The sequence below is a fragment of the Nocardia sp. NPDC005825 genome (genome assembly GCF_040630175.1).
Classification (GTDB): Bacteria; Actinomycetota; Actinomycetes; order Mycobacteriales; family Mycobacteriaceae; genus Nocardia.
The window spans coordinates 592,646-615,382 of record NZ_JBEXXC010000004.1 but is presented as its reverse complement, the minus strand read 5'-3'; the positions used below and the strand labels follow the sequence as shown (position 1 = coordinate 615,382).

Sequence of the window (22,737 nt, the reverse complement as noted above, 5' to 3'; positions counted from 1 at the left end):
TAGCTTTATGGCTATCGCAGTTAGCTACTCCCAGAGAGCGACAAGACCATGACGCAGTACGTGGACATCGACGGCGGCCGGATCGCATACGACGAGCAGGGCACCGGCCCGCTGGTGGTGCTGTCCCACGGGATGGGCATCGACCGCACCGTGAACCGGCACCTCGCCCCGCTGCTGGCGGCGGCCGGATACCGGGTGGTCAACACCGATCTGCGCGGCCACGGCGAATCCAGCCTGGACTGGGCGTCGGAGACCGGCAAGGCCGCCATCAGCCGCACCGACGTCGCCCACGACCTGCTGGCCGTCATCGAGAAGCTGGGCGGCGGCCCCGCCATCGTGGTGGGCCACTCGCTCTCGGGCGGATCGGCCACCATCGCCGCCGCGCTGCGGCCCGATCTGGTGCGGGCCATCGTGGAGATCAACCCCTTCACCCTCACCCAGAAGGCCGATGTGGGAGCGCTTTTCACCAACGCGCGCCACCGCCGCGGCATGCTGCCGCTGATGGGGACCATGATGTTCAAGAGCATCGGGCAGTGGCTGAAGTACCTGCGGGTGGCCATGCCGTCCCAGCCCGCCGACCTCGACGCCTACCTGGGCGAGGTGGAGGCCAAGCTGAACGAGCCCGGCCGCATGGCCGAGTTCATGAAGTGCGGCAAGTCCACCCCGGCCGACGCGGAAGCCCAGGTGCCCAACGTGACCCGCCCCGCACTCATCCTGATGGGAACGGCCGACCCGGACTTCCCGAGCCCCGAGGCCGAGGGCCAGCGCATCGTCGCCGCCCTGCCCGCCGGACTGGGCAGCCTGGGCCTGATCGAGGGCACCGGCCACTACCCGCAGTTCGAGGCCGCCGAGCGCACCGCCGAACTGATGCTGCCGTTCCTGAAGGAACATCATGCCTAGGGTCGGGCTGAACCGGACCGACGTCATCGCCGCCGGCGCCGCCCTCGCCGATGAGGTCGGCTTCGGCGACCTGGCGCTGGGCGCGCTCGCGCAGCGGCTCGGGGTGCGCACGCCCTCGCTGTACAAGCACATCGAGAGCCTGGCCGACCTGCAGCACGGCATCGCCGCGCTCGCCATGGCCGAACTCGACACCCGGGTCCGCGACGCCATGCACGGACTCGCGGGCCGCGACGCGCTCACCGCCTTCGCCAACGCCTTCCGCGGCTACGTGGTCGAACATCCGGGCCGATACGCCGCCACCGTGGGCGCGCGCTTCACCGGGCCGGACGACCCACTGCTGCAATCGGGTTCGCGACTGCTGGAATCCATGGAGGCGGTGCTGCGCGGCTACGGCATCGACGCCGACGAGATGGTGCACGCGCTGCGCACGCTGCGCTCCACCTTCCACGGTTTCGCCAGCCTGCAGGCCTCCGACGGCTTCCAGTGGAGCGACGACGCCGAGCAGAGTTTCGTCTGGATGATCCGTTTTCTCGACCGTGGACTCACCGACATCGGCCTACGATGAGCCGATGACGATGCTGGCCGCACGACTCCATCTGGGACCCGAACGCCGACTCGAACTGGACCGGGTGCCGATCCCGGAACCCGGCCCGGACCACGTCCTGATCAAGGTCGAGGCCGCCGGTGTGTGCCTGTCCGACGTGCATCTCATCGACGGCACCCTGACCCCGCTGTTCCTGCGCGGCGATGTGGTGACCCTGGGCCACGAGGTCGCGGGCACCGTCCACACCCTCGGACCGGGCGTCACCACCGCCAAGATCGGCGATCGAGTCCTGCTGCAGGCGGGCGAACTGCGCGGCGGGGCCACCTTCACCCGCGGCGTCGACTACGACGGCGGCTGGGCCGAATACACCCTGGCCCGCGTCGACACCCTGGTCCCGATTCCCGACGAACTGCCCTTCGAGCAGGCCTGCTTCATCCCCGACGCGGTGTCCACGCCGTGGGCGGCCATCACCGCCACCGCCGAGGTGAAAGCCGGTGAGGCCGTCGGCGTCTGGGGCGTCGGCGGGCTCGGCGCGCACGGGATCCAGCTGCTGCGCCTGGTCGGGGCCGCGCCCATCATCGCGATCGATCCGCTGCCGGCCGCCCGCGAACGCGCGCTGTCCTTCGGCGCGGATCTCGCCTTCGATCCCGCCGATCCGGACCTGCGCGCCAAGATCTTCCAGGCCAGCGGCACCGGTCTGGCCGCGGCCTTCGACTTCGCGGGTGTGGCGCCGGTGCGCGAACAGGCGGTCACCTGCCTCGCGCCGCAGGGCCGCCTGGTACTGGTCGGGCTCACCGACAAGCCGATCACCATCACCGGCGGCACCGCGTTCAGCTTCTTCCAGCAGCAGCTGCGCGGGCACTACGGGTCCGCACCGGAGCACGTCACCCAGCTGGTGAAACTCCAAGGGCTGCAACGCATCGACTTCGCGCGCTCGGTGAGCGCCGTGGTGCCGCTCGCCGACGCCCCCAAGGCCGTGCACGCCCTGGAGGCCAAGGAAGGCAACCCGATCCGGATCGTCCTGAAGCCGTAATCGACTCGCAGGGCCGGTCGGCGGGCTACCCGAGCCGACGCTGGAAGACGTTGGCGGACTGGCCGTTCGAGAGGTCGACGGTGTAGACCCCCAGGTCCGCGGACGTGGGGGTCAGGTCCAGGACCATGAAGCCGAGGTCGGTGTAGTTCTCGTACAGCGCGCCGTTGGGGCTGCCCTTGGCGCCCGAGGACGGTTCGCCGTGCACGGATTTCGCGGCCGCGCCGGAGATGATCTGCCGGGTGCCCTTCGACGCGGTGGTGGGTTCGAGCACCTGCAGCGAATGATCGTGGCCCGACAGCAGGAACTGACAGCGGCCGACCACATGCGCCTCGAAGAAGTCCCGTGCGTGGCGGCCGTCGATCGGGTCGATGGTCAACCCGTCGTATTCACCGGCGTTCCCGTGCGGACCGTTGTTGCGGTACGGGTGATGGGTGCAGGCGATCTTCCAGGGGGCGGGGGACTCGTCGAGAGCGCGATCCAGCCAGGCCGCCTGCTCGGTCATGAACTGGCCGTCGGCCGCCCAGTAGGGCTGGAACAGCGGAGGCAGGTACGCGGCGACGGGATTCAGGTCGAGCACGAAGAACTCGACGACCGGGTTCTCCTGCGGAACCCGCACCGAGTAATAGCGCGACGGCATGAACCAGCGGGCCGAGCGGGCGTGATAGGCCACCTCGTGATCGCCGCGCAGCAGCCAGCCGCCGTCGCCGGGCAGGATCGAGGAGTTGTCGTGATTGCCCTGCACCATGAGCCAGGGGAAGTCCAGGTCGTGATTGGGGTTCTCGAACTTGGCCGCGAACTGGGCGTCGTCGTCGGCCCACGGGCCCTGCTCGTAGACATTGTCGCCGAGGGCGAGAGCGAGCGAGAACGGGTCGCGCGCATGCTGTTCGCGCATGGCGTCGGCGACCTGCCACTGCGGGCGCGCGCCGGTGCCGGCGTCACCGGTGACGAGCACACGTAGCCGCTGCGCGTCGGGGAAAGCGAATTTGCCGATGGGCGGGGCGTTCTCGGCGTGCGCGGGCGCAGCGCCCACGGTCAGCGCCGCGGCGCCGCCCACGGCCGCGGCTGCGGTGCCCCCGATGAAGGCCCGACGATCGACGGTCATGCTCTGCTCCCTGCCTGTCACCCTGGACTCCCCGGCTGCCACCCTGGTCGGTTGACCAGTATTCCGAACTCCCGGTCCCGCCGCAGAGTACGTCGCCATGACCCCGCCCACACCGCCGCGACACGACACGTTCTTCCAGGCCAGGACCTTTTGACAGCGACTCGACCCGATGAGAGTGTTGGGGATCTGATTTCTCACCACGAGCTCGGCCGTAGGGGGACCCCGCAATGACGACACTGGCCTCGGGCCTGTTCCTGGATTGGGAACAACTGACGGGCCAGTCGAAACTCGTGGTCGATCTGATCAGCTTCCCCATCTTCAGCGCCATCGCCGGCTGGCTCACCAACTGGACCGGCGTGCTGATGTTGTTCTGGCCGGTCTACTTCAAGGGTTTCCGAGTCCCCGGCCTCGAGATCCTCTACCCCTACCTGCCGCGCCGCGTCCAGGTGCTGCCCACCTTCTCCGGCGACGGCAGGCAGCTCGGCTTCCAAGGGTTCATCCCCGCGCGCGCCGAGAAGATGGCCAGCATCTGCGTGGACGTGGCCATCATGCGAATCGGCAGTCCCAAGGACTTCATTCGCGAACTCGACCTCGAGGGCATCGCCGACTACATCGCCGAGGTGGGCCGCAAACAGGTGCCGGGCATGGTCGACGAGATCATGAGCAAGGAGAACCCCGACCTGTGGGGCGCGGTGCCCAAGTCCGTGCGCAACGCGCTCTACCAGCGCATCGAACGCGAACTGCCGTCGCTGGCCCGGACCGCCTTCGACCAGCTCGGCGACAATGTCGACCAGCTGATCGACATCAAGGACTTCGTCATCCGGTATCTGCGGGAGAACCCGGAGATCCTCAAGGACCTGACCACCACCATCGCCGCGCCGGAACTCAAGTTCATGGTCCGCATCGGCCTGCTGGGCGCGCCGTTCGGCCTGCTGCTGGCGCTGTACATGCATGTGCACCAGAACATTCCGGTGCTGGGCTGGATCCCGCCGTGGCTGGTCATCCTGTCCGCGACCGCGACCATCGGCGTGCTGGTCAATGTCATCGCCGTCAAGATGGTGTTCGAGCCGGGCGATCCCCAGCCTTGGTACAAGTACCTGTGGAAGCAGGCGCTGCTGGCCAAGCGGCAGCCCGAGGCCGCCGCCGATCTGGCCCACATCCTGGCCTACCAGGTGCTGACCCTGCCGAACCTGGCGGGCGAACTGCTCAGCGGGCCCAACGGTGACAAGACCCGGCAGCTGCTGGAACGGCTCATCGCCACGGAGATCCACCGTCAGCTCGGGCCGACCCACTCGGTGGTGCGGACCGTGTTCGGCAAGCGGCAGTTCGACAATCTGAAGATCGGCGCGACCACCGCCGCGGTGGGGCTGGCCCCGAGCCTGGCCGACGACCCGGAGTTCGCGGCCGCGCAGGCCAAGAAGATCGACGAGTTCGCGGCCCGCAAACTGCAGCAGCTCACGCCCGGCGAGTTCATGGAGATGTTCTACGCCTCCGTCGAACAGGACGCCTGGCTGCTGTATCTCCACGGCGCCGCCCTGGGCCTGGTGGTCGGGGCCGTGCATCTGATCCTTTTCGGCTGGTAGACGGCCCTTTCGGAGCAACTCTCCGGCAGCCCCAATAAATCAAGCACGCATGCTTGCATTTTTCCGGGACGGCTGCGATGCTGACCCCGTGGCCGATCTCGAGGCATTGCTCGCCGACTTCACCGCCGAATGCGCCGATCTCGATCGGCTGATCGCAGACCTGGACCCGACCGGCTGGGAGCGCGACACCCCCGCCGCCGGGTGGACCATCGCGCACCAGATCGCCCACCTGAACTGGACCGATCAGGTCGCCGCCGTCGCGGCCACCGATGCGGCCGAATTCGACAAGCTGGTCCAGGCCGCGCTGCCGAAGGCCCTCACCTTCGTGGACGAGGCCGCCGAGGAGGGCGCGAAAACCCCTGCGCCGCAATTGCTCGCCGGCTGGCGTCGCGACCGCGCCGCCCTGGTGGAGGCGCTGCGCCTGGTCCCGGCCGGCACCAAGCTGCCCTGGTTCGGCCCGCCCATGAGCCCGGCCTCCATGGTCACCGCCCGCCTGATGGAGACCTGGGCGCACGGCCAGGACGTGGCCGATACGCTCGGCCTCACCCGGGAGCCCACCGCGCGGCTGCGGCACATCGCGCACATCGGCGTCCGGACCCGGAACTTCGCGTACCTGACGCACGGCAAGACCGCGCCCGGCGAGGAGTTCCGGATCGAACTGGCCGCGCCCGACGGGACGGCGTGGACCTGGGGACCGGAGGACGCCGCGCAGCGGGTCACCGGACCCGCCCTGGATTTCTGCCTGGCGGTCACCCAGCGTCGCCACCTCGACGATCTCGCGCTCGAGGTGCGAGGCGAGGAGGCGTCGGAATGGCTGGGCCTGGCCCAGGCCTTCGCCGGTCCGCCCGGAAGCGGCAGAACGGCGGGCCAGTTCGCCTGACCCGCCGTCGATCCCGGCCTCCGACCAGAATCCCCAATTCCCACAGGGGCTTTTCTCCCAGCGGTCCGGGCAATGCCGGACCGGCCGAGAGGGAGCGAGCGAGCGCCAGCCTGGGTGCGCCGTGCCTGGTGCCGACCGGACGCCGTTGGCCGGAGGTCTCTTCGATGGCAGTCGAGTTGGCGCTCGCCGCTTACAAGTTTTTACCCAGGCTTTCGCTGCCGAAAACCTGATGATGCCCAACCTTTCTCGATAGTGATCCTGGTCTCACCTACCGCATGTGGTACCCGCGGCCACCGTAATCTGGACGCGCGTACGACTTTCAATGGTGCGGGTCTGCGCTGCGCAGGGGGCCCCAGGGGAGAGGGAGAGGACGCACCAGTCATGTCGCATCAATTGGCGACCCAGGCCGCCCGGTCGACCCGGCGAACGGCCCAGGTGATCCGCTACAGCGCCATCGTCACCGCCAGCATGGCCAGCATCGGGCTGACCGTCGCGGCGGGCTCGTACATCGCCAACGAGATGGCCCAGCGGCCCGGCAAGCTCACGACCACCACACCGGCCGGACGCCCGGCGCTCGCCGCGCCCGGCCCCGCCACCGATCGGCCGGGCGTCCAGCTCGGCGCGCCGATCGCCGAGAAGATCACGCTGACCTCGCTTTTCAGCGGATATCCGCTGGATCCGACGGTGGCGCAGGTGATTCCGGACCACACCCCGGGCAGTGTTCCCGCCGCCGAGGCGCCGCGGCCGCTGGCCGGCCAGCTCCGGCTCGGCACCACCTATGTGGGCGCGCAGCTGGCCGGGGCGCAGCACGAGACGGTGACCCTCACCCTCGACACCAACGTCTTCGCCACCGTGGCCGACGTGCTGCTGAACTCGCCGCTCGGGCAGCAGCTGGGGATCACCGCCGACCCGACCGCCAACACCCGGCTGCGCACCGACGTGGACAGCCGCGGCGACGTGACGCTGACCCTGTCGGATCCGGCGCTGGGCACCTACGGCCTGCAGATCGCCCGGCATCCGGTCCCGGCCGCGGCCGATGCGAACGTCGTCCATGGAGAAGACTCCGCGACCGTCACTGTGTGAGACTTCCGGTGTGTACGACTACTGCGTGATCGGCGGGGGCATCGTCGGGGTGGCGACCGCGCACCGCATTCTCGAGCGTCACCCGGGGGCGAGCCTGCTGCTGGTGGAGAAGGCCGGACAGCTGGGCCTGCACCAGACCGGGCACAACAGCGGGGTCATCCATTCCGGCATCTACTACGAGCCCGGCAGCCTGAAGGCGCGGCTGTGCGTGCGCGGCGCGGAGCTGACCAAGGAATTCGCGGCGGCACACCACATTCCGTTCGAGGAATGCGGAAAACTGCTGGTGGCCACCGATGCGGCAGAGCACGCGCGGATGCTCGCGCTCTACGAGCGGTCGGTCGCCAACGGCGTCGAGGTGGAATTGCTCGACGCCGCCGAACTGGTGCGGCGGGAGCCGCGGATCACCGGGGTCGGGGCCCTGTTCGTGGCGAGCACCGGCATCATCGACTACGGCAAGGTGACCCGGGCGCTGGCCGAGGACGTGCGCGCGGCCGGGGGCGAGATCGCGCTGAACGCGGAGATCGCCGCCATCACCGAAACAGACTCAGCGGTAACAATTTCCGGTCCGACCGGCAGCTGGCAGGCCCGGCGGCTGGTGGTGTGCGCGGGCCTGCAGGCCGACCGGATGGCGCGACTGGCGCGACTCGACATCGATCTGCGCATCGTGCCGTTCCGCGGCGAGTACTACCAGCTGCCGCCGCACCGCAAAGATCTGGTGAACACCCTCATCTACCCGATCCCGGATCCCGAATTGCCGTTCCTGGGGGTGCATCTGAGCCCCACCATCGACGGCGCGCTGACCGTCGGACCCAATGCCGTGCTCGGCCTGGCCCGCGAGGGGTACCGGAAGGGGAGCGTGAATCTGCGCGACGCCCGGGAGATCCTGGGCTATCGCGGTTTTCACAAGGTGGCCGCCGCCAATGTCGGCACCGGGCTGCGAGAGCTGCGCAACTCCCTGTTCAAGCGCGGTTACCTGGCCGAATGCCGCCGGTACTGCCCGGAGTTGACGGTCGCCGACCTGTTGCCACGGGAAGCCGGCATCCGCGCTCAGGCGGTGCTGCGCGACGGTAGCCTGGCTCACGACTTCCTGCTCGAGCGCACGCCGCGCTCGGTGCACGTGCTCAACGCACCGTCCCCGGCGGCCACCTCCGCGCTGCCGATCGCCGAGTACATCGTGGATCGATTGGACGACTCCGTTCAATAAATAGGATTGCTGTAGTACTTTTAATGGCAGCCGTGGGACAGGGAGCAGCCTATGGGCCATTTCAAGTACGCGAGTGATGTCGGCGCACCGGTGGAAGTCGCGTTCACATATACGGACAACCATCAGTTCGTGCCGGACTGGGCGTTCGGCGTAGCCGCCTTCGAGCCGGTCGGGGATTCCGACCATGGTCTCGGAGCGATCTTCGCCGCGACGCTGCGCGTCGGCCTGTGGCATCCCACGATCGAGTGTGAGATCACCGACTACCGCCGCAACGCGGTCATCGAGTACACACTGCGCCGACGCCGGAAGGGGAAGCCGGCGTCGGCGTGCTCCAACCTCTGTGTCATCACCCTGCGCTTCGACCCGCTCGGGTACGGACGCGCCGTGCTGACCTCGGAGACCGAGTACTGGGCGCCACGCGGCGTCACCGGCAAGTTGCTCTCCGCGGTGCTGGCCGCATTGGTGCAGGCCACGGTCCGGCGGACCGAATCGCAATTGCGCAGGGAGATAGAGGAATTCCACGGCACGGATCTTGTCGGCCGGATCGCGTAGGGTAGGCCGCATGATCATCGTGAGCACCGACGGATCATGCCTGCGCAATCCGGGCGGGGCGATCGGCTGGGCCTGGGTCAATCACGCGGGCGGCTCGGCCAGCGGCGGCGGGCCCTCGGGCACCAATCAGATCGCGGAACTACGCGCGCTGCTCGAGGCCGTCCGGGCCCATCCGAGCGCCGAACCCCTACTCATCGAGAGCGATTCGCTCTACGCCATCAAATGCGCCTCCGAGTGGATCAACGGCTGGCGCAACAACGGCTGGAAGACCTCGACCGGCGCGGCGGTCAAGAATGTCGAACTGATCCAGCAGATCGACCGCGCCATCGCCACCCGCCCCGGCCCGGTCCGGTTCCGCTGGGTACGCGGCCACGTCGGCAACTACTTCAACGAGCAGGCCGACACCTTGGCCGGACAAGCCGCCCGCCAGGCCGCCGCCACCGGACAGACCACCGACTCCGATGCCGCGCAGCCGGAGCCCTTCGATCCGCCCACCGCGCCGATCCCGATCGCGGAACCCAAGACCGAACCGCTGCCGGTGACCGCGCCCGCGGAACCGGCCGAGAAGATCGGCGCGACCGCGCATTCCGCACCCGCCACCCCGCGCCGCCGGGCCGCCGCCGCCAAAGCGCCTGTCACCGAAGCACTCACACTGTTCTGAGAACCGCCTCCGAGGATCCTGCGCAGCGCGCCTACCTGCGACGATGACGCTGCGATAGAACCAGAAGGGCCCGCCTCCGGAAAGATCCGGGGGCGGGCCCTTTTCGCGCTGTGGCGGACCACTCAGTTGCCGGGCTTGGGAGCCGCGGGCGTCGGAGCGGGCTGCGCCGGGGGAGTCGCCTGACCCGAGGGCTGGACGCCCTGCTTGTCGCCACCCGCGCCCGGGATGGCGCTGTCATCGTTGCCGTAGACCGTGCGGTACTTGGTGACCAGCCACTTGTCGCCCTTCTTCTCCAACTCGACGTAGGAGGGCAGCGGCAGCACGACCGGCTGGGCGTGCAGATCGTTATTGGCGGTCTGGAGCACGTCCACCAGGATGGTCGCCTTGTTCGCGTCGCCGGACTCGTAGGCGCAGCGCAGCATGCCCAGCGTCGCCTTGGCGTGCTGCTTGATCAGCAGGTCCTGCAGGTCGGCGGCGACCGGATCGAAGCTCTGCGCGAACTCGCCGCCATCGGCGATCTGCGCCTTCATCCGGGCGGCGAAGTCGGGCAGCGACTTCTCGTCGTACGCGGTGAGGGTGCGCACGAAACCGCAGGCCGCCGAGGTGGCATCGTCACGGTCGGCGAGTTGCTGTGCGCGCGAATGCGACTGCCACCAGAATCCGGCGGCGCCCGCGACGGCCGCGACCAGCAGCACACCGAGCGCGACCAGCGCGGCCAGCGGCAGCGACACCGCGGACAGCAGACCCGACTTGCCGCCGGCCTTCGGGTCGGCGGCCGCCTCGGAACCGGCCGTGGCGTCCACACTCGCCTTCGGCTCGGCGTCCTTGCTCATCACCACCGTCTCGGCAGTGTCGGCCGCCTTCGGCTCAGCGGTCTCGGCCGCCTTCGATTCAGCGGCCTCGCCCGCCTTCGGCTCGGTGACCGGCTCGGCGTTGCCCTGGCTATCGGCCTCGGCGATGGAATCGTCTTCGGTTTTCTTGTCCTGGGCAGCGTCGTCCGACATCTATCGATCACTTTCCCGGTGCGCTGCGGACGCACCGTGTTGGTTTGTGGCCCTACTTGACCGGCGGCAGGGTCCGCTCGTTCGGATCCGAGCCCGCGGGCGGGAGCGCGCCGTTGTTCGGCACGTCCGGTCGCGGTGCGTTGGCCGATCCGCGGATCTGCTGGTCCTGCGGCGGGTTCTGGCAGTACCCCGCCCACCGCGGGAAGGTGTTCTCGGTGGCCGCATCCGGCCGCACCTTCTTGGTGACGTAGTCGCAGAAGGACCGCGGCCAGATGTCGAGAATCGTGTAGAACTCGCCGTCGTGCGCGGGCACACCCATGGCGGAGGTGCCGATCACCAGCGACGGGAACAGTGCCCGCAGCGCCGGCGCGCGCAGCTGCGCGGCCCTGGTGATGGCCGCGAAGTTGGTGGCCAGACTGGTCATCGGGTCCGCGGTCCGGTCGAGCACCGCGCCGAGGTCCCGCATCTGGCCGGGGGCCTGCTCCAGGATCTTCTGGAGTTCGGCATTCGCGTCGTTGAACTGGTTGAACAACACACTCGAATTACGGGTCAGCGTACCCAGGTCCGGTTGCGCGAGCGCGGTGGTGCCGGAAATGACCTGCAAATTCTTGAGCAGGTTGGTGGTCTGCGGGAGCAGATCGTCCAGGCCCTTGGTGGCGATGCTGACCGCGTTGATCAGCGAGCGCAGCTGGTCCGGGCCGCCGGACAGCGCGGTGTCCAGCTCGGTCAGGATGACGCTGAACTTGTCCGGATCCACCTGTGCGATCAGGGCGCTGGCATTGTCGAGCACCGACCACACCGGGGTGGGCGTCTTGACCTTGGCCGGATCGAACTGCACCAGCGAACCGTTGTGCAGGAAGGGGCCGCTCTCGGTGTTCGGACGGAAGTCGATGTACTGCTCGCCCGCGCCGGAGAGCGCGCCCACCGCGACCACGGTGTCCGCGGGGATGGAGTACTTCTTGTCGATCTCGGCGGTGGCCGCGATGGCCGCGCCGTTGTCGATCAGCTTGATGTCGTCGACCTTGCCGACGCGGAAGCCGCGCAGGGTCACGTCATTGCCCGCCTGCAACCCGCCGGAACGGTCCAGATTGACCGTCACCGTATAGGTTTCGCGCAGCGGGTTCACCCGCATCACGCTGATCGCCAGGTAGGACGCGCCCACCAGCAGGATCAGCACCAGCGCGGCATTGGACACCAGGTTCTTGTGTCGCGATACCCAGTTCATCGGTGTCCCCCGTTGATCCGGCCGTAGATGATCTGCAGGACCTGGATCAGGCTGCCGCCGAAATCGTTGAGGTCCTTCACGTCCGGGAACTTGCTGTTGGCCGGGTCGGTGAGCAGGCCGATGTCGAGCATGGTGAGGACGGCGCCGACGGCCAGCGTGTCGCCCTTGAACGAGGCGTCCACCCCGGGCCGGATTTCGTGCAGGGCGTCGAGCGCCGGGCCGAGCGTCTGATCGGTCCGGGCCAGCGCCGACATCAGCTGGTTCAGATTGTCGAGCAGGCTGCCCAGCGAGTCCGAGGTGGTGTTCGCGTAATCGCCCAGGGCCGCACTGGTCGTCGAGATCTTGTTGAGCAGATCGCCGATGGCCTGGTTGTTCTCGGCGATGGCGCCGATCATGCCCGGCAGGCTGTCGGCCACCTGGCCGAGCTGCTGGTGATTGGCCTCGATGGTGTTGGCCAGCGCGCTGAAGCCGGACAGCACATTGTCGACGCGCGCGCTGTTCTTGTTGAGACTGGCCATCACACTGGTCATCTGGGTCAGCACGTGGCCGAGCTGTTCCCCGCGGCCGCCGACGATGGAGTCCATCTCGGAGGTCAGCTTGGACAGGCTGGCGATGCCGCCGCCGTTGAACAGCAACGAGACCGAGATCAGCAGCTCTTCGACGGTGGCGCCGGCCGAGGTGTTCTCGATCCGGGCGCCGTCCTTCAGCATTTCCGCGCCGGGCTGGGTCTTGGGCTTGGACACCGCCACGAAGACGTCACCGAGCGGGGTGGCCTGCCGCAGTTCCGCCGTGCTGCCCTGGGGCAACTCGATGTCCTTGCGGATGGCCAGGTCGACATTGGCCTTGAAGTCCTTGGTGGTGATCTTGGTGACCACCCCGACGTCGGAACCACCGATCTTGACCTTGGCCTGGTCCGGGAGGTTCAGGGCATTGTCGAAGGCCGCGTGAATCGTGTAGGTATCGCTGCCCGGACCGGGTTTGGGCAGCGGCAGGCTCTCCACCGTGACACCGCAGCCCGACGCCACCACGGCCGTCGCGGTGACCGCGACCGCCACGATCGCGCGCCGCGCCCGGCGGCCGGTGCGCTCACCCCAGAGGGCCGACATTCGATTGCTCATTTGGTCATCCCCAGCGCCGCCGCCATCAGACCGAAGTCGGGTCCGAAGTCCTCCATCTTGCCCGTCCGGCAACCGTCCGCCTTCATCTGCACACGCTCGCAGAACACGCTGACGATCTCACCCGAGAGCGCGGTGCCGATCAGGCCGTGCAGGCGAATGAAGTTGCCCTGCCGGTTGACCGAGCGGTCCAGGTTCTGCATGAGCAGCGGCGTCACGTCGACCACCTCGGTCACCCCGGCCGCGTTGTCGCGCAGCTGCTTGGTGACCGCGGTGAGCCCGGTGAGGGTGCCGTTGAGCTGATCGGAGTACTGCGAGAACGCGCCACTGGTGTTGGCCAGGAAGGCGTTCAGCTGATCGAGGGTGGCCTGCAGGCCGGGGGCCTGCTCGGACAGCAGCCCGGTCATCTGGGTGATCTTGTTGCTGAATCCGCGCACCGAATCGTCGTTCTCGGCGAGCATGGTGGTCAGCTCGTTGAGCTTGATGATGATGGTGGAGATGGCGTCCTTGTTGTCCAGGCCGGTCTTCAGCGCCCCGGACAGCGAGTTGAGCACATCGCGCATCTTCTCGCCGTTGCCGTTCATCATCGGGTACAGCACCCGGCCCGAGAGCGGGCCGATGCCGTCCTGTCCCTCTTGGGGTTTGAGCGCGGCGGCGAACGAGTCGATGGTCTTGATCATGGTGTCCAGCTCGACCGGGGTCTTGGTCTGCTGGGTGGTCAGGTGCGCGCCGTCGCGCAGCTTGTCACCGCCGGTGTAGCGGGGGGTGAGCTCGATGTGCCGGTCGGTCACGATGGACGGCGAAACCAGCGCGGCCTGAACGTTCTTCGGGATGTCGACGCCCTTGTCCACGGTCATGTGGACCTCGACGTACTGACCCTTGGGCACGATCTTGTCGACCCGGCCCACCTCGAGGCCGAGCACGGTGATCGGGTTGCCCTCGAACATGCCCGCGATATTGAGGAAGTCGGCGGTGAAGTGCTGGGTCTGGCCCGTGGCGTCCTTCACGCCGAGCGGAACGAGCGAGCACGAGCCGACGGCGGCGGCCGCCACACCGATCATGGCCGCCTGGGCAATTCGTTTCAGCATCATGGGTGGCACCCCTCGTTCACCTGCGCGAAGCACAACCAGTTGTCCGGGAACAGCCAGGGCAGCGCGACCTCACCGTAGTTGCCGTTGCCGAAGACATTGTTGAACTGCCGCACGGCCGGCGGCATGATCGACAGCAGCCGGTCCAGGTTGTCCTTGTTCTTCTGCAGACCCTCGGCCATGGTGTTGAGCTGCGTCAGCGTCGGGCCGAACCGGTTGTCGTTCTGCGCGCCGATCTGCTGCAACTGCTTGCTGAGCGTGGAGATATTGTCCAGCAGGCTCTTGAGCAGGCTCTGCCGCTCCATCACCCGGTTGGCGATGGCCTCGCCCTGGGTGATCACCAGCAGCACGCTGTTGCGGTTGTCGCCGAGGATCTTGGTGACCTTGTCCAGATCCTTGAGCAGCTGGTCGACCTGGTCCTTGCGGTTGTTCATGGTCTTGGCCAGCGCGCCGATGGCGTCGAGGGCCTGCACCGTCATCTGGGGGGTGTCGCCCATCTGCTGATTGATCAGATTGAGCGAGTCCGCCAGCTTCTTGGTGTCGAGCTCCTCGAACTTCGGCGTGCCCTCCTGGACCACGTCGGCCAGGTTGTAGGGAACCACGGTGTTGGACTTGGGGATCCGGTTGCCCTTCAGGCCCTTGCCGTCACCCGGGACGAGGTCGACGTAGCGCGCGCCCAGCAGGGTCGCCATCTTGATCGACGCCTTGGCGTCCTGGCCGAGCTTCACATCGTCGTTGACGCTCAGGGTGATCAGCACGTGGTCGCCCTCGAGCTCGGCGCCCGAGACGGTGCCGACCGGGACGCCGGAGACGTCCACCTTGTCACCGACCTTGATGCCGGCGGTCTGCACGAACTCCGCCTTGACGCTCTTGGTGCCGATGCCGACCGACTTGTAGATGGAGGAGCCCATCAGCAACCCGACGATCACCGCGGCGCCGAGTACGCCGAGCCAGAAATTGCGGTTGGAATTGAAGCGGGACTTGAGTTTCGACATCATGGCCGGCACACCGCCGAGTGGGAGTTGCCGCCGATCTGCGAGAACAGACCGCGCGGGAAGAGGACACCGTACAGCGAGACATCCAGGCCGCACAGGTAGGCATTGGCGTAGGCGCCGTTCTGGGTGAACTTGCCGACATCGGAGAGGATGCCGGGCAGATCCACCGCGGCCTGGTCCAGCTTGGAGCCGTTGGCCAGCAGCAGCGCGAGCGCGTCGTTGCTGGAGGCCTGGGCCGCCACCAGCTTGGGCTGGATCTTGCCGAACATGTCGACCAGACCCAGTGTGGCGTCGGCGATCTGGACCGTGGACGCCTGCAGCGACTGGCCCTGGGCGTACAGGCCACCGATCAGGGCGCGGGTCTGGGTGACCAGCGTCTCCAGTTCGTCGCCGCGCTTGGCCAGGCCGGACATGACGCTGGACAGGTTGGTGATCACGTCGGAGAGGATCCCGTCGCGGCGTTCGAAGTCCGAGGCCACCGCGGCGGCCTGGGTGATGAACGCGCTCAACGAGACATTGTCGCCCTGCAACGCCAGGATGAAGGTGTTGGACAGGTTGTTCACCTGCTCCGGCTGCAGCACCTGGAACAGCGGCTGGAAACCGTTGAGCAGACCCGAGACGTCGAAGGACGGCTCGGTGCGCTCGATCGGGATCACGCCATTGTTCTTCAGCGCCACGTGATCACCGGTCTTCGGCTTGCCCGCGACCGGCGGGGTCAGCGCGACATACCGCTGACCGATCAGGTTCTGGTAGCGGACCAGCGCCTTGGTGTCGCCGAACAGCGTCTGATCGCGCTGCACGATGAAGGTCACCTTGGCCTGGTTCTTGCTGTCCAGTTCGATCTTGTTCACCTTGCCGACGCGCACGCCCGCCATCCGGACGTCATCGCCCGGACGCAGACCCAGCACATCGGTGAAGGTCGCGGAGTAGGTGTTGGTGGACCCCTGCACCGTGCGGGCCAGCGTGTTCCAGATGACCGCGGTCACCAGGATGGACACGATGGCGAAGATGCCGAAGCCGATCAGCGGTTTGCGAATGCTCATCGGCCGGCCTCGCTCTGCGTCAGGTGCACGGTCGCATCCTTCAGAATCGGGCTCAGCAGCAGGTATTCCGCCGCGGTGGGACGCCGGCCGAGCATCGCGGTGATGGCGTCGTCACCGGTGAGAGCGATGTCCTTGCCGGTCGCCGGCGCGTCCGGCTGGCTCGCCGGGGCAGCGGGAACCAGGTTCGGGAACATGCCCTGCAGCGGGGTGCCCGCGAGCGGGTCGTTGCCCGGCTTCGGCGCATCGCCCGGCTGGGTCGAGGGCGTGCCGGTGACGGTGACGCCCGGGATCAGCGGGAAGCCCGGCGGCGGCGCGGTGATCGGCAGACCCGCCGCGGCATCGATGGACCTGGGCCGCAACGAGTCCGGCAGCGTGCCCGGATCCGAGGTGAGCGGCGCGGTGCCGCAGCTGGGTGCGGCCAGCTCGCCGTAGCGCGGGCAGTCCTCGCGGGTGTACGGCTTGTACGGCGTGAACGTGAGGCCCAGGTTCCAGATCATCTGGTTCTGCGTGCCCCAGTGGAACGTCGACTTCAGCTTGCGGACCGAGTCGTTGAGGTTCGCGATGGCCTGCGGGATCGCGTCCGGGTTGTCGGACAGCGCGCCGAACAGGGCGCTGGTGCCGGTGGTGACGTCCTTGCCGACATTGGGGTTGCGGGCGAAGAGGCCGTTCACCTTGTCGACGGTGTTGGACGTCCCGGCCAGCAGCGCGGTCAGCTCGGCCCGGCGGTCGGAGATGGTCTGCGCGGTCTTGACCGAATCCTGCAGCACCCCCATCAGTTCCGGCGCGGACTGGTTGAGCGCGCGGAAGGAGGTGGAGAAGTCGTCGAGGAAGCCGCCCACATCCGGGACCGCCCCGCGCACCCCGGCGAGCCAGGTGTCGACGCGCTCGATGGTGGAGCCGGGCATCCGGCCGCTGCCGTCGAGGGCGTAGGACAGGGTGCCGAGCACCCGGCCCAGCTGCACCGGATCCAGCTTGCCGAGGATGTTGCGGACCGTGGTGAGGGTGTCCTGCAGGGCGATGGTGCCCTTGGAGGTGTCCTCCGAGATCTGCGAGCCCTCTTTCAGGTGCGCGGAATCGGTTCCGTTGTAGACCAGTTCGACCGAGGTGACGGCGAACAGGTTGGACGGCACCACGCGCGCGGTGACATTGGCCGGGATGCCCGAGGTGTATTCGGGCTTCATCTCGATGTGCACCTGCTGCAGCTCGCCCTTGGCGGCCACCGACACATCCTTGACCGCGCCCACCAGCACGCCGCGGAACTTCACGTCCGCGTTGGCCGGCAGGCCGTCACCGGTGGTGGTGAGATTCGCGGTGACATTGACCTTCTCGACGAAGTAGCCCTTGTACCGCGCCATCAGGAATCCCAGGATGACGGCCATGACGGTGAGGCCGCAGATACCGGCGATGAGCAGCTGCCGCATCGTCGGTCCGCGCCCGCTCGGATCGATGATCATCGTGTGCGCCCCCTATCCCGAGATCCGGATACCGGGGTTGACCCCCCAGATCGCCAAGGTCATGAACAGGTCGGCGAAGACGACCGCGATGATGCAGTACTTGATCGCGCGACCAGCGGCCACACCCACGCCCTCCGGGCCGCCGGAGGCGAAATACCCGTAGTAGCACTGGATGAAGGTGGTGATCGCGACGAAGATGATCGCCTTCAGCAGTGAGTACAGCACATCGTGGGGGATCAGGAACTGATAGAAGTAGTGCTGGAAAGTGCCTGTCGCGGTGCCGCCCACCAGGGATACGGTCAGCGAGCAGGAGATGTAGGCCAGCGGCAGCGCCAGGCAGTACAGCGGCACGATGGCGATCATGGCCGCGATCATGCGGGTGCTGACCAGGTACGGAAGCGGCCGGATGGCAACCGATTCCAGCGCGTCGATCTCCTCGGAGATGCGCATGGCGCCCAGCTGCGCGGTGAAGCGGCAGCCCGCCTGCGCCGCGAAAGCGACCGTGGCGAGCATGGGCCCGAGCTCACGCGTGGTGGCGAAGGCGGAGATGGCGCCGGTCAGCGGGCTCAACCCGAGCAGGTTCAGCGAGGTGTAGCCCTGGATGGCGACGGTCATGCCGCCGAACGCCGACAGGATCAGCACCACGCCGATGGTGCCGCCACCGACCACGAGATTGCCGTTGCCCCAGGTGACGTCGGACAGCAGCCGCCACACCTCTTTGGGGTACTGCTTGAACGCCATCGGCATGGAGCCGATCGAGCGTAGGAAGAAGAAGACCTGGTGGCCGATGCGCGCCAGCCAGTCGCGCGGCCATCCGGCCGCGCCCTTGATGCGTTTGAACGGCCGCAGCAGCGGCGGTACGTAAGTAGCTGACACGGCTCAGACCATCGCTGGGGGGAAGAAGGAGTTGTACAGCTGCGTGATGATCAGATTGACGCCGAAGAGCATGACCGCCGACATGACGACGGCGGTGTTCACCGCGTTGGCGACACCGCCCGGGCCGCCCTTGGCATTGAGCCCGGAGTCGCAGGCGATGATGGCGGCGAGCAGGCCGAAGATGAGCGACTTCAGCAGGGCGGCAATCAGATCGGCCGTGACGGCGAAGGACGAGAAGGTGCCGATGTAGGAGCCCGGCGTGCCGTTCTGCGCGAAGATATTGAAGACGTAGCCGGTCAGGAAGCCGACGAAAACCACGAAGCCGCACAGCAGTACGGAGACCAGCATGGCCGCGCCGAGCCGGGGGGCCACCAGCCGCCGCATGGGGTCGACGCCCATCACCTTCATGGCGTCGATCTCCTCGCGGATGGTCCGCGAGCCGAGGTCGGCGCAGATGGCCGAACCGACCGCGCCGGCGATCATGAGCGAGGTGACCAGCGGCGCGCCCTGCTGAATGATGCCCAGGCCGTTGGCCGCACCGATGAACGAGGTCGCACCGACCTGCCCGGCAACCGAACCCACCTGGATCGAGACGATGACGCCGATCGGAATGGCGACCAGCAAGGTGGGAGCGGCGGCGACATTGGCCATGAAGGCGCACTGCCGGACGAACTCACCGTAGGGGAAGCGTCGGCGGAAGATGGCCACGAAGAGCTCGGTGACCGCCGCGACACCCATCACCATCATGCGGCCGCCGGTTTCCAGCGATCGTTTCGGATGGTCCCGCCAGTACCCCTTGGCCCAATCCACTGCCGTATTCATCCGTGACGCCGGCGGTGGACTCCCCGGTCCCCCCGGGATCGTGGTCGACTGCACTGACTACCCCTCTCGACGCCGGAGTTACCCGCCTCCGGCGACTGTTTGCTTGACGCACCCTACTACGGAGTTAGGAAAAACACACCACCGATTGTGGTTCCGATCATAGAGCCGGATCACATTCACGCTATGGCTGTGAACAGCCACATCAGAGTTGGTTTTCGTGCAAAAGAACCTGGCAGATATCTAGAACTTGTTCTAGTTTTCGACTAACTCCGGAAGATGTGAACACCTACCCGGTATCAATTTGTAGGACCAAATTTATCGGAATTCGATAGCCATTGTGCATTGTCCCGATATCCCCATCCAACTAGGTAAGTGTCGCGAAGCCCAGCAGGACACGGCTCGGCAACACAAGGCAGTACAACCGCCAACCGGGCCCGAATACTGACAGGATGTGTAACCGCAGGTTGCGATTCGTGCGGCTTCCGACACCTGGAGGGACATGATCAACAAACTGGCCGGGGCGACCGGCGTGTTCGCCGTCGCTATCGGCACCGTGCTCACCGGCGCCGGAGCCGCTCATGCCGATGGGGGCGCCGTCATCGGCGGCGGCTCCGGGATCATCATCGACGATCAATACGAATGCACCGTCACCACCATCGGTTACGACGGAGCAGGTCGTCTGGTCGGCCTCACCGCCGGTCACTGTGGCGATGCGGGCTCCAAGGTCTGGGCCGAGAAGGACCGGGCCGCAGGGCAGATCGGGCAGTTCGTGTACTCCAACCACGATCTGGACTACGCCGTCATCCAGTTCGATCCGAACCGGGTCATCCCGGTCAACCGGGTCGGCGGCGTCACCATCACCGGCATGGGCGGCCCAGCGACCTTCCCCGCCATCGTCTGCAAGGAGGGCCGGACCACCGGCAACACCTGCGGCATCGCGTGGGGCGACGTCTTCGACACCAATGTCGAGACCTGGAGCCAGATGTGCGTCGTCGAGGGCGATTCCGGCGCGCCGGTCGTCGTCGGCACCACCCTGGTCGGCATGGTCAACGCCTACCTGGCGGTGGCCTGCTTCGGCCCGGAGGTCGGCACCAACATGAGCGCGATCATGGATGACGTCAACGGACGGGGCGGTGTCGGCGCGGGCTACCGGCCCGTCTGACCCGGCCCTCGGTCATCCGAGGCGAGAAATGCTGAAAGCGGCGGTGATTCGAGAATCACCGCCGCTTTCCGTCGTACCGTTTCCGGAGCGTTCCGGCCCGGTCCTAGAGCGTGTTGACGCAGACGACGAAGTTGCGATCGTCGTAGACGTAGCCCTGATCACCGTCCGGGCAGTCGTCGACGCTGGTGCTGTGCTGCACGATCGACACCACCTTCACGCCCTCGGTGGCCGTCTTGCTGGTGCACGGGATGCGGTGCGCGGTGTCGCCGCCGACCTCCATGCAATCGCCCACCACCCAGTCGATGGTCAGGCACAGCGCGCCGGTCTCGGAACCGTTGAGGGTCTCGTAGTAGACCTGGTCGGAGTCCTTGCCGCACTGGGCATTCTTCGGAGCCTTGCCGGTCACCTTGTAGTTGGAGTCCTGGCTGCCGCAGACCGCCTTGTCGATGGTGGCGTTCTCGGTGGTGCCGCCCAGCTTCACGCAGTCGCCGATCGAGGCGTGGAAGTCGGTCTTGCCACCGCGATCCGCGCGCGGAGTGGTGGTCGGCGCACCGGGCTTACCGGGCTTGGTGGGCGTGTTCCCCGGGGTCTTGGTCGTGGTCGGGAGCACGATATCGCCGGGGGCGGCCGTCGGATGGCCGGTGACGGTGCTCCCACAGCCGGCGAGCAGCAGGGCGGCGACGGCGGAGATCGCGGGCACGACGATCCGGACGGAAAGCTGCTGACGCAACACGGGCGAGTCCTATATTTCGAAACAAACAGGTTTGAGTTGTGCGCCCATGAGTACACCACGGGCACCCAGAAGATCGAATCAAGGCCGCGAACCATTTCATCCGGGCACCCGTATAGGAAGCCATGAGCACCGACATCCTGGAGCGGTACGTCACCTGGCGGCGGGCCCGCGACGGCGATCCCTTCCGGGTGCGCATGCCCACCCTCGGTTCGGTGCTCTTCACCGGCACCGCCGCGGGCGCCCGGCAACTGTTCCGCGCGCCCATGGATCTGCTGGAACCGCCGCTGCCCAATCCGATCGAGCCGATGGTCGGCGCGGCCTCGCTCATCCTGGCCCGGGGCGAGCGGCACCGGCGCGAGCGCGCCCTGCTCGCGCCCGCCTTCCACCGCAATCGAATCAGCGCCTACGGCAACGCCATTCGCGACGCCGCCCGCGCCGAGCTGGACGGCGAACGCACCGGGACGCCGTGGCGGCCGGGCGCCCGCGTCGACGCCCGCGCCGCGGCCCGGGCGCTCACGCTGCGGGTGATCCTGGCGGCCGTGTTCGGCATCGACGAGCCCGCGCGCCGTGCCGAGTACACCGCCGCCACCACCACCTTCCTGGAATCCTTCGGCAGCACGCTGTTCCTGGCCCCGGGCCTGCGGCGCAATATGTTCGGGCTGACCGGGTGGGAGCGGTTCGCCGCCGCGCGGGACCGGCTCGACGAACTCATCGACGCCGAGGTGACGCGGCGGCGCGCACACGGGGGCGGCGGCACGGATCTGCTGGCGCTGCTGCTGGATACGCGCTACGAGGACGGCGACGCCATCACCGACACCGACCTGCGCGAGCAGTTGCGCACGCTGCTGGTCGCCGGGCACGAAACCACCGCCACCGCACTGGTGTGGGCGCTGTACCGGCTGCACCGGGAACCGGACACGCTGGCCCGGCTGCGCGACGAATTGTCCCGCGCCGGAACAGATCCCGATCCGGCCGAGCTGATGAAGCTGCCCTACCTGGACGCGGTCTGCCAGGAGACGCTGCGGCTGCATCCACCGGTGCCGATCGTATTGCGCAGGCTCACCGGTGATTTCACGCTGCTCGGCGAGCCACTGGCGGCGGGGGACACCATGGGGGTGTCGGTGCACCTGCTGCACACAGATCCCGCGGTGTGGCCGGAACCACGGCGCTTCCGTCCCGAACGGTTCCTGGAGCGCAAATTCGGCCCGTTCGAGTACGCGCCGTTCGGGGGCGGTCACCGGCGCTGTATCGGCGCCACCCTGGCCGATTACGAGCTGCGCATCGTGCTGGCAACCGTGCTGAGCGGGGTGCGGATGCGGCTCTCGCCGCGGTTCGCGCGCGGGGGTGCGCCGATGTCGGTGCCGCACACCATCACGGTCGGACCGCGGCGCGCCATCACGTTCGACATCGTCGAGTCGTGAAGCGACGTCGGTGATCTCGATCACAAGTAGGTTTTGGGAAGCAATCGCTCCGAAAGCGGCCGCACCGGTGTCACTTTCGGTGAATCGCCGCCGCCATCGGCGCATACACGCCCCTCGAGGAACCGACCCACGGTGTTGTGAACGGGCACACACCTAGCAGTCGGTACGAATAACCCGCAGAAGGCGGTTGGCGCACTCGACAGATCGCTGTAGTAATGGACGCGGGGTTGGGACTACTGCGGGTGAAGTGCGCCCGC

The 22,737-nt window shown here is 67.6% G+C and carries 22 protein-coding genes; 11 read left to right on the top strand and 11 right to left on the bottom strand.

Annotated features, from left to right (window positions below):
- Positions 1-48: 48 nt before the first annotated feature.
- The 3 genes from ABZ382_RS15095 to ABZ382_RS15085 are packed head-to-tail and all read left to right on the top strand — an operon-like array spanning position 49 to position 2,477.
- Positions 49-900, top strand: a complete 852-nt coding sequence (locus ABZ382_RS15095; protein WP_357088623.1) for an alpha/beta hydrolase — start codon at positions 49-51, stop codon at positions 898-900.
- On the top strand, positions 893-1,465 hold the full coding sequence (locus ABZ382_RS15090; protein WP_357088621.1) for a WHG domain-containing protein: 573 nt from the start codon (positions 893-895) through the stop codon (positions 1,463-1,465). The genes ABZ382_RS15095 and ABZ382_RS15090 overlap by 8 nt, the downstream gene beginning before the upstream one ends.
- Positions 1,466-1,469: 4 nt before the next feature.
- Positions 1,470-2,477: a zinc-binding dehydrogenase gene (locus ABZ382_RS15085; RefSeq protein WP_357088619.1), complete on the top strand. Its 1,008-nt coding sequence runs from the start codon at positions 1,470-1,472 to the stop codon at positions 2,475-2,477.
- A gap of 25 nt (positions 2,478-2,502) precedes the next feature.
- Here the strand turns inward: ABZ382_RS15085 and ABZ382_RS15080 are convergent, their stop codons facing one another.
- A complete protein-coding gene (locus tag ABZ382_RS15080; RefSeq protein ID WP_357088617.1) occupies positions 2,503-3,579 on the bottom strand; it encodes a metallophosphoesterase in 1,077 nt (358 codons plus the stop codon).
- A gap of 227 nt (positions 3,580-3,806) precedes the next feature.
- On the opposite strand from ABZ382_RS15080, the gene ABZ382_RS15075 reads away from it, so the two are divergent.
- The 6 genes from ABZ382_RS15075 to ABZ382_RS15050 all read left to right on the top strand — a co-directional run bounded on the left by ABZ382_RS15075 (position 3,807) and on the right by ABZ382_RS15050 (position 9,542).
- Positions 3,807-5,162, top strand: a complete 1,356-nt coding sequence (locus tag ABZ382_RS15075) for a hypothetical protein (RefSeq protein WP_357088615.1) — start codon at positions 3,807-3,809, stop codon at positions 5,160-5,162.
- A gap of 88 nt (positions 5,163-5,250) precedes the next feature.
- Positions 5,251-6,042 (top strand): TIGR03084 family metal-binding protein, encoded by a 792-nt coding sequence (locus ABZ382_RS15070; protein WP_357088612.1) that lies wholly within the window; start codon positions 5,251-5,253, stop codon positions 6,040-6,042.
- Positions 6,043-6,423: 381 nt separating this feature from the next.
- On the top strand, positions 6,424-7,125 hold the full coding sequence (locus ABZ382_RS15065) for a hypothetical protein (protein WP_357088611.1): 702 nt from the start codon (positions 6,424-6,426) through the stop codon (positions 7,123-7,125).
- A complete protein-coding gene (lhgO, locus tag ABZ382_RS15060) occupies positions 7,094-8,329 on the top strand; it encodes an L-2-hydroxyglutarate oxidase (protein ID WP_357088609.1) in 1,236 nt (411 codons plus the stop codon). Before ABZ382_RS15065 ends, lhgO begins: the two co-directional genes overlap by 32 nt.
- Before the next feature lie 51 nt (positions 8,330-8,380).
- Positions 8,381-8,881: an SRPBCC family protein gene (locus tag ABZ382_RS15055; RefSeq protein ID WP_357088606.1), complete on the top strand. Its 501-nt coding sequence runs from the start codon at positions 8,381-8,383 to the stop codon at positions 8,879-8,881.
- Between the two features lie 10 nt (positions 8,882-8,891).
- On the top strand, positions 8,892-9,542 hold the full coding sequence (locus tag ABZ382_RS15050; RefSeq protein WP_357088604.1) for a ribonuclease H: 651 nt from the start codon (positions 8,892-8,894) through the stop codon (positions 9,540-9,542).
- Positions 9,543-9,664: 122 nt separating this feature from the next.
- Here ABZ382_RS15050 and ABZ382_RS15045 read toward each other — a convergent pair whose 3' ends face one another.
- Genes ABZ382_RS15045 through ABZ382_RS15005 form a run of 9 tightly spaced genes read right to left on the bottom strand, consistent with a single transcriptional unit; the run spans position 9,665 to position 19,164 of the window.
- On the bottom strand, positions 9,665-10,546 hold the full coding sequence (locus ABZ382_RS15045) for a hypothetical protein (protein ID WP_357088602.1): 882 nt from the start codon (positions 10,544-10,546) through the stop codon (positions 9,665-9,667).
- Positions 10,547-10,598: 52 nt separating this feature from the next.
- The gene (locus tag ABZ382_RS15040; protein WP_357088601.1) at positions 10,599-11,771 is read right to left on the bottom strand and encodes an MlaD family protein; all 1,173 of its coding nucleotides are present in this window, start codon (positions 11,769-11,771) and stop codon (positions 10,599-10,601) included.
- Positions 11,768-12,889, bottom strand: a complete 1,122-nt coding sequence (locus tag ABZ382_RS15035) for an MCE family protein (protein WP_357088599.1) — start codon at positions 12,887-12,889, stop codon at positions 11,768-11,770. The genes ABZ382_RS15040 and ABZ382_RS15035 overlap by 4 nt, the downstream gene beginning before the upstream one ends.
- Positions 12,886-13,977, bottom strand: coding sequence for an MCE family protein (locus ABZ382_RS15030; protein WP_357088597.1), 1,092 nt, complete (start codon positions 13,975-13,977; stop codon positions 12,886-12,888). Before ABZ382_RS15030 ends, ABZ382_RS15035 begins: the two co-directional genes overlap by 4 nt.
- Entirely contained in the window at positions 13,974-14,969 is a 996-nt protein-coding gene (locus ABZ382_RS15025) for an MCE family protein (RefSeq protein WP_357088807.1), read from the bottom strand. Before ABZ382_RS15025 ends, ABZ382_RS15030 begins: the two co-directional genes overlap by 4 nt.
- Positions 14,969-16,012 carry an MCE family protein gene (locus ABZ382_RS15020; RefSeq protein WP_357088595.1) on the bottom strand — a complete coding sequence of 348 codons (1,044 nt, stop codon included), beginning with the start codon at positions 16,010-16,012 and terminating at the stop codon, positions 14,969-14,971. The genes ABZ382_RS15025 and ABZ382_RS15020 overlap by 1 nt, the downstream gene beginning before the upstream one ends.
- The gene (locus ABZ382_RS15015; RefSeq protein ID WP_357088593.1) at positions 16,009-17,466 is read right to left on the bottom strand and encodes an MCE family protein; all 1,458 of its coding nucleotides are present in this window, start codon (positions 17,464-17,466) and stop codon (positions 16,009-16,011) included. Before ABZ382_RS15015 ends, ABZ382_RS15020 begins: the two co-directional genes overlap by 4 nt.
- A 12-nt stretch (positions 17,467-17,478) precedes the next feature.
- Positions 17,479-18,342 (bottom strand): ABC transporter permease, encoded by an 864-nt coding sequence (locus ABZ382_RS15010; protein ID WP_357088590.1) that lies wholly within the window; start codon positions 18,340-18,342, stop codon positions 17,479-17,481.
- 3 nt (positions 18,343-18,345) lie between these two features.
- On the bottom strand, positions 18,346-19,164 hold the full coding sequence (locus ABZ382_RS15005) for an ABC transporter permease (protein WP_357088587.1): 819 nt from the start codon (positions 19,162-19,164) through the stop codon (positions 18,346-18,348).
- A 499-nt stretch (positions 19,165-19,663) separates the two neighbouring features.
- Between ABZ382_RS15005 and ABZ382_RS15000 the strand changes: the two genes are divergently transcribed.
- Positions 19,664-20,326 carry a serine protease gene (locus tag ABZ382_RS15000; RefSeq protein ID WP_357088586.1) on the top strand — a complete coding sequence of 221 codons (663 nt, stop codon included), beginning with the start codon at positions 19,664-19,666 and terminating at the stop codon, positions 20,324-20,326.
- Between the two features lie 103 nt (positions 20,327-20,429).
- Here ABZ382_RS15000 and ABZ382_RS14995 read toward each other — a convergent pair whose 3' ends face one another.
- Positions 20,430-21,059 carry a hypothetical protein gene (locus ABZ382_RS14995; protein WP_357088584.1) on the bottom strand — a complete coding sequence of 210 codons (630 nt, stop codon included), beginning with the start codon at positions 21,057-21,059 and terminating at the stop codon, positions 20,430-20,432.
- 122 nt (positions 21,060-21,181) lie between these two features.
- Between ABZ382_RS14995 and ABZ382_RS14990 the strand changes: the two genes are divergently transcribed.
- The gene (locus ABZ382_RS14990) at positions 21,182-22,480 is read left to right on the top strand and encodes a cytochrome P450 (protein WP_357088583.1); all 1,299 of its coding nucleotides are present in this window, start codon (positions 21,182-21,184) and stop codon (positions 22,478-22,480) included.
- Positions 22,481-22,737 lie beyond the last annotated feature (257 nt).

Excerpts from the sequence above, each read along its gene's own strand:
- ABZ382_RS15095 (WP_357088623.1), top strand. The coding sequence starts at position 49 with ATGACGCAGTACGTGGACATCGACGGCGGCCGGATCGCATACGACGAG.
- ABZ382_RS15090 (WP_357088621.1), top strand. The coding sequence starts at position 893 with ATGCCTAGGGTCGGGCTGAACCGGACCGACGTCATCGCCGCCGGCGCC.
- ABZ382_RS15085 (WP_357088619.1), top strand. The coding sequence starts at position 1,470 with ATGACGATGCTGGCCGCACGACTCCATCTGGGACCCGAACGCCGACTC.
- ABZ382_RS15080 (WP_357088617.1), bottom strand. The coding sequence starts at position 3,579 with ATGACCGTCGATCGTCGGGCCTTCATCGGGGGCACCGCAGCCGCGGCC.
- ABZ382_RS15075 (WP_357088615.1), top strand. The coding sequence starts at position 3,807 with ATGACGACACTGGCCTCGGGCCTGTTCCTGGATTGGGAACAACTGACG.
- ABZ382_RS15065 (WP_357088611.1), top strand. The coding sequence starts at position 6,424 with ATGTCGCATCAATTGGCGACCCAGGCCGCCCGGTCGACCCGGCGAACG.
- lhgO (WP_357088609.1), top strand. The coding sequence starts at position 7,094 with ATGGAGAAGACTCCGCGACCGTCACTGTGTGAGACTTCCGGTGTGTAC.
- ABZ382_RS15055 (WP_357088606.1), top strand. The coding sequence starts at position 8,381 with ATGGGCCATTTCAAGTACGCGAGTGATGTCGGCGCACCGGTGGAAGTC.
- ABZ382_RS15050 (WP_357088604.1), top strand. The coding sequence starts at position 8,892 with ATGATCATCGTGAGCACCGACGGATCATGCCTGCGCAATCCGGGCGGG.
- ABZ382_RS15045 (WP_357088602.1), bottom strand. The coding sequence starts at position 10,546 with ATGTCGGACGACGCTGCCCAGGACAAGAAAACCGAAGACGATTCCATC.
- ABZ382_RS15040 (WP_357088601.1), bottom strand. The coding sequence starts at position 11,771 with ATGAACTGGGTATCGCGACACAAGAACCTGGTGTCCAATGCCGCGCTG.
- ABZ382_RS15035 (WP_357088599.1), bottom strand. The coding sequence starts at position 12,889 with ATGAGCAATCGAATGTCGGCCCTCTGGGGTGAGCGCACCGGCCGCCGG.
- ABZ382_RS15030 (WP_357088597.1), bottom strand. The coding sequence starts at position 13,977 with ATGATGCTGAAACGAATTGCCCAGGCGGCCATGATCGGTGTGGCGGCC.
- ABZ382_RS15025 (WP_357088807.1), bottom strand. The coding sequence starts at position 14,969 with ATGTCGAAACTCAAGTCCCGCTTCAATTCCAACCGCAATTTCTGGCTC.
- ABZ382_RS15020 (WP_357088595.1), bottom strand. The coding sequence starts at position 16,012 with ATGAGCATTCGCAAACCGCTGATCGGCTTCGGCATCTTCGCCATCGTG.
- ABZ382_RS15015 (WP_357088593.1), bottom strand. The coding sequence starts at position 17,466 with ATGATCATCGATCCGAGCGGGCGCGGACCGACGATGCGGCAGCTGCTC.
- ABZ382_RS15005 (WP_357088587.1), bottom strand. The coding sequence starts at position 19,164 with ATGAATACGGCAGTGGATTGGGCCAAGGGGTACTGGCGGGACCATCCG.
- ABZ382_RS15000 (WP_357088586.1), top strand. The coding sequence starts at position 19,664 with ATGATCAACAAACTGGCCGGGGCGACCGGCGTGTTCGCCGTCGCTATC.
- ABZ382_RS14990 (WP_357088583.1), top strand. The coding sequence starts at position 21,182 with ATGAGCACCGACATCCTGGAGCGGTACGTCACCTGGCGGCGGGCCCGC.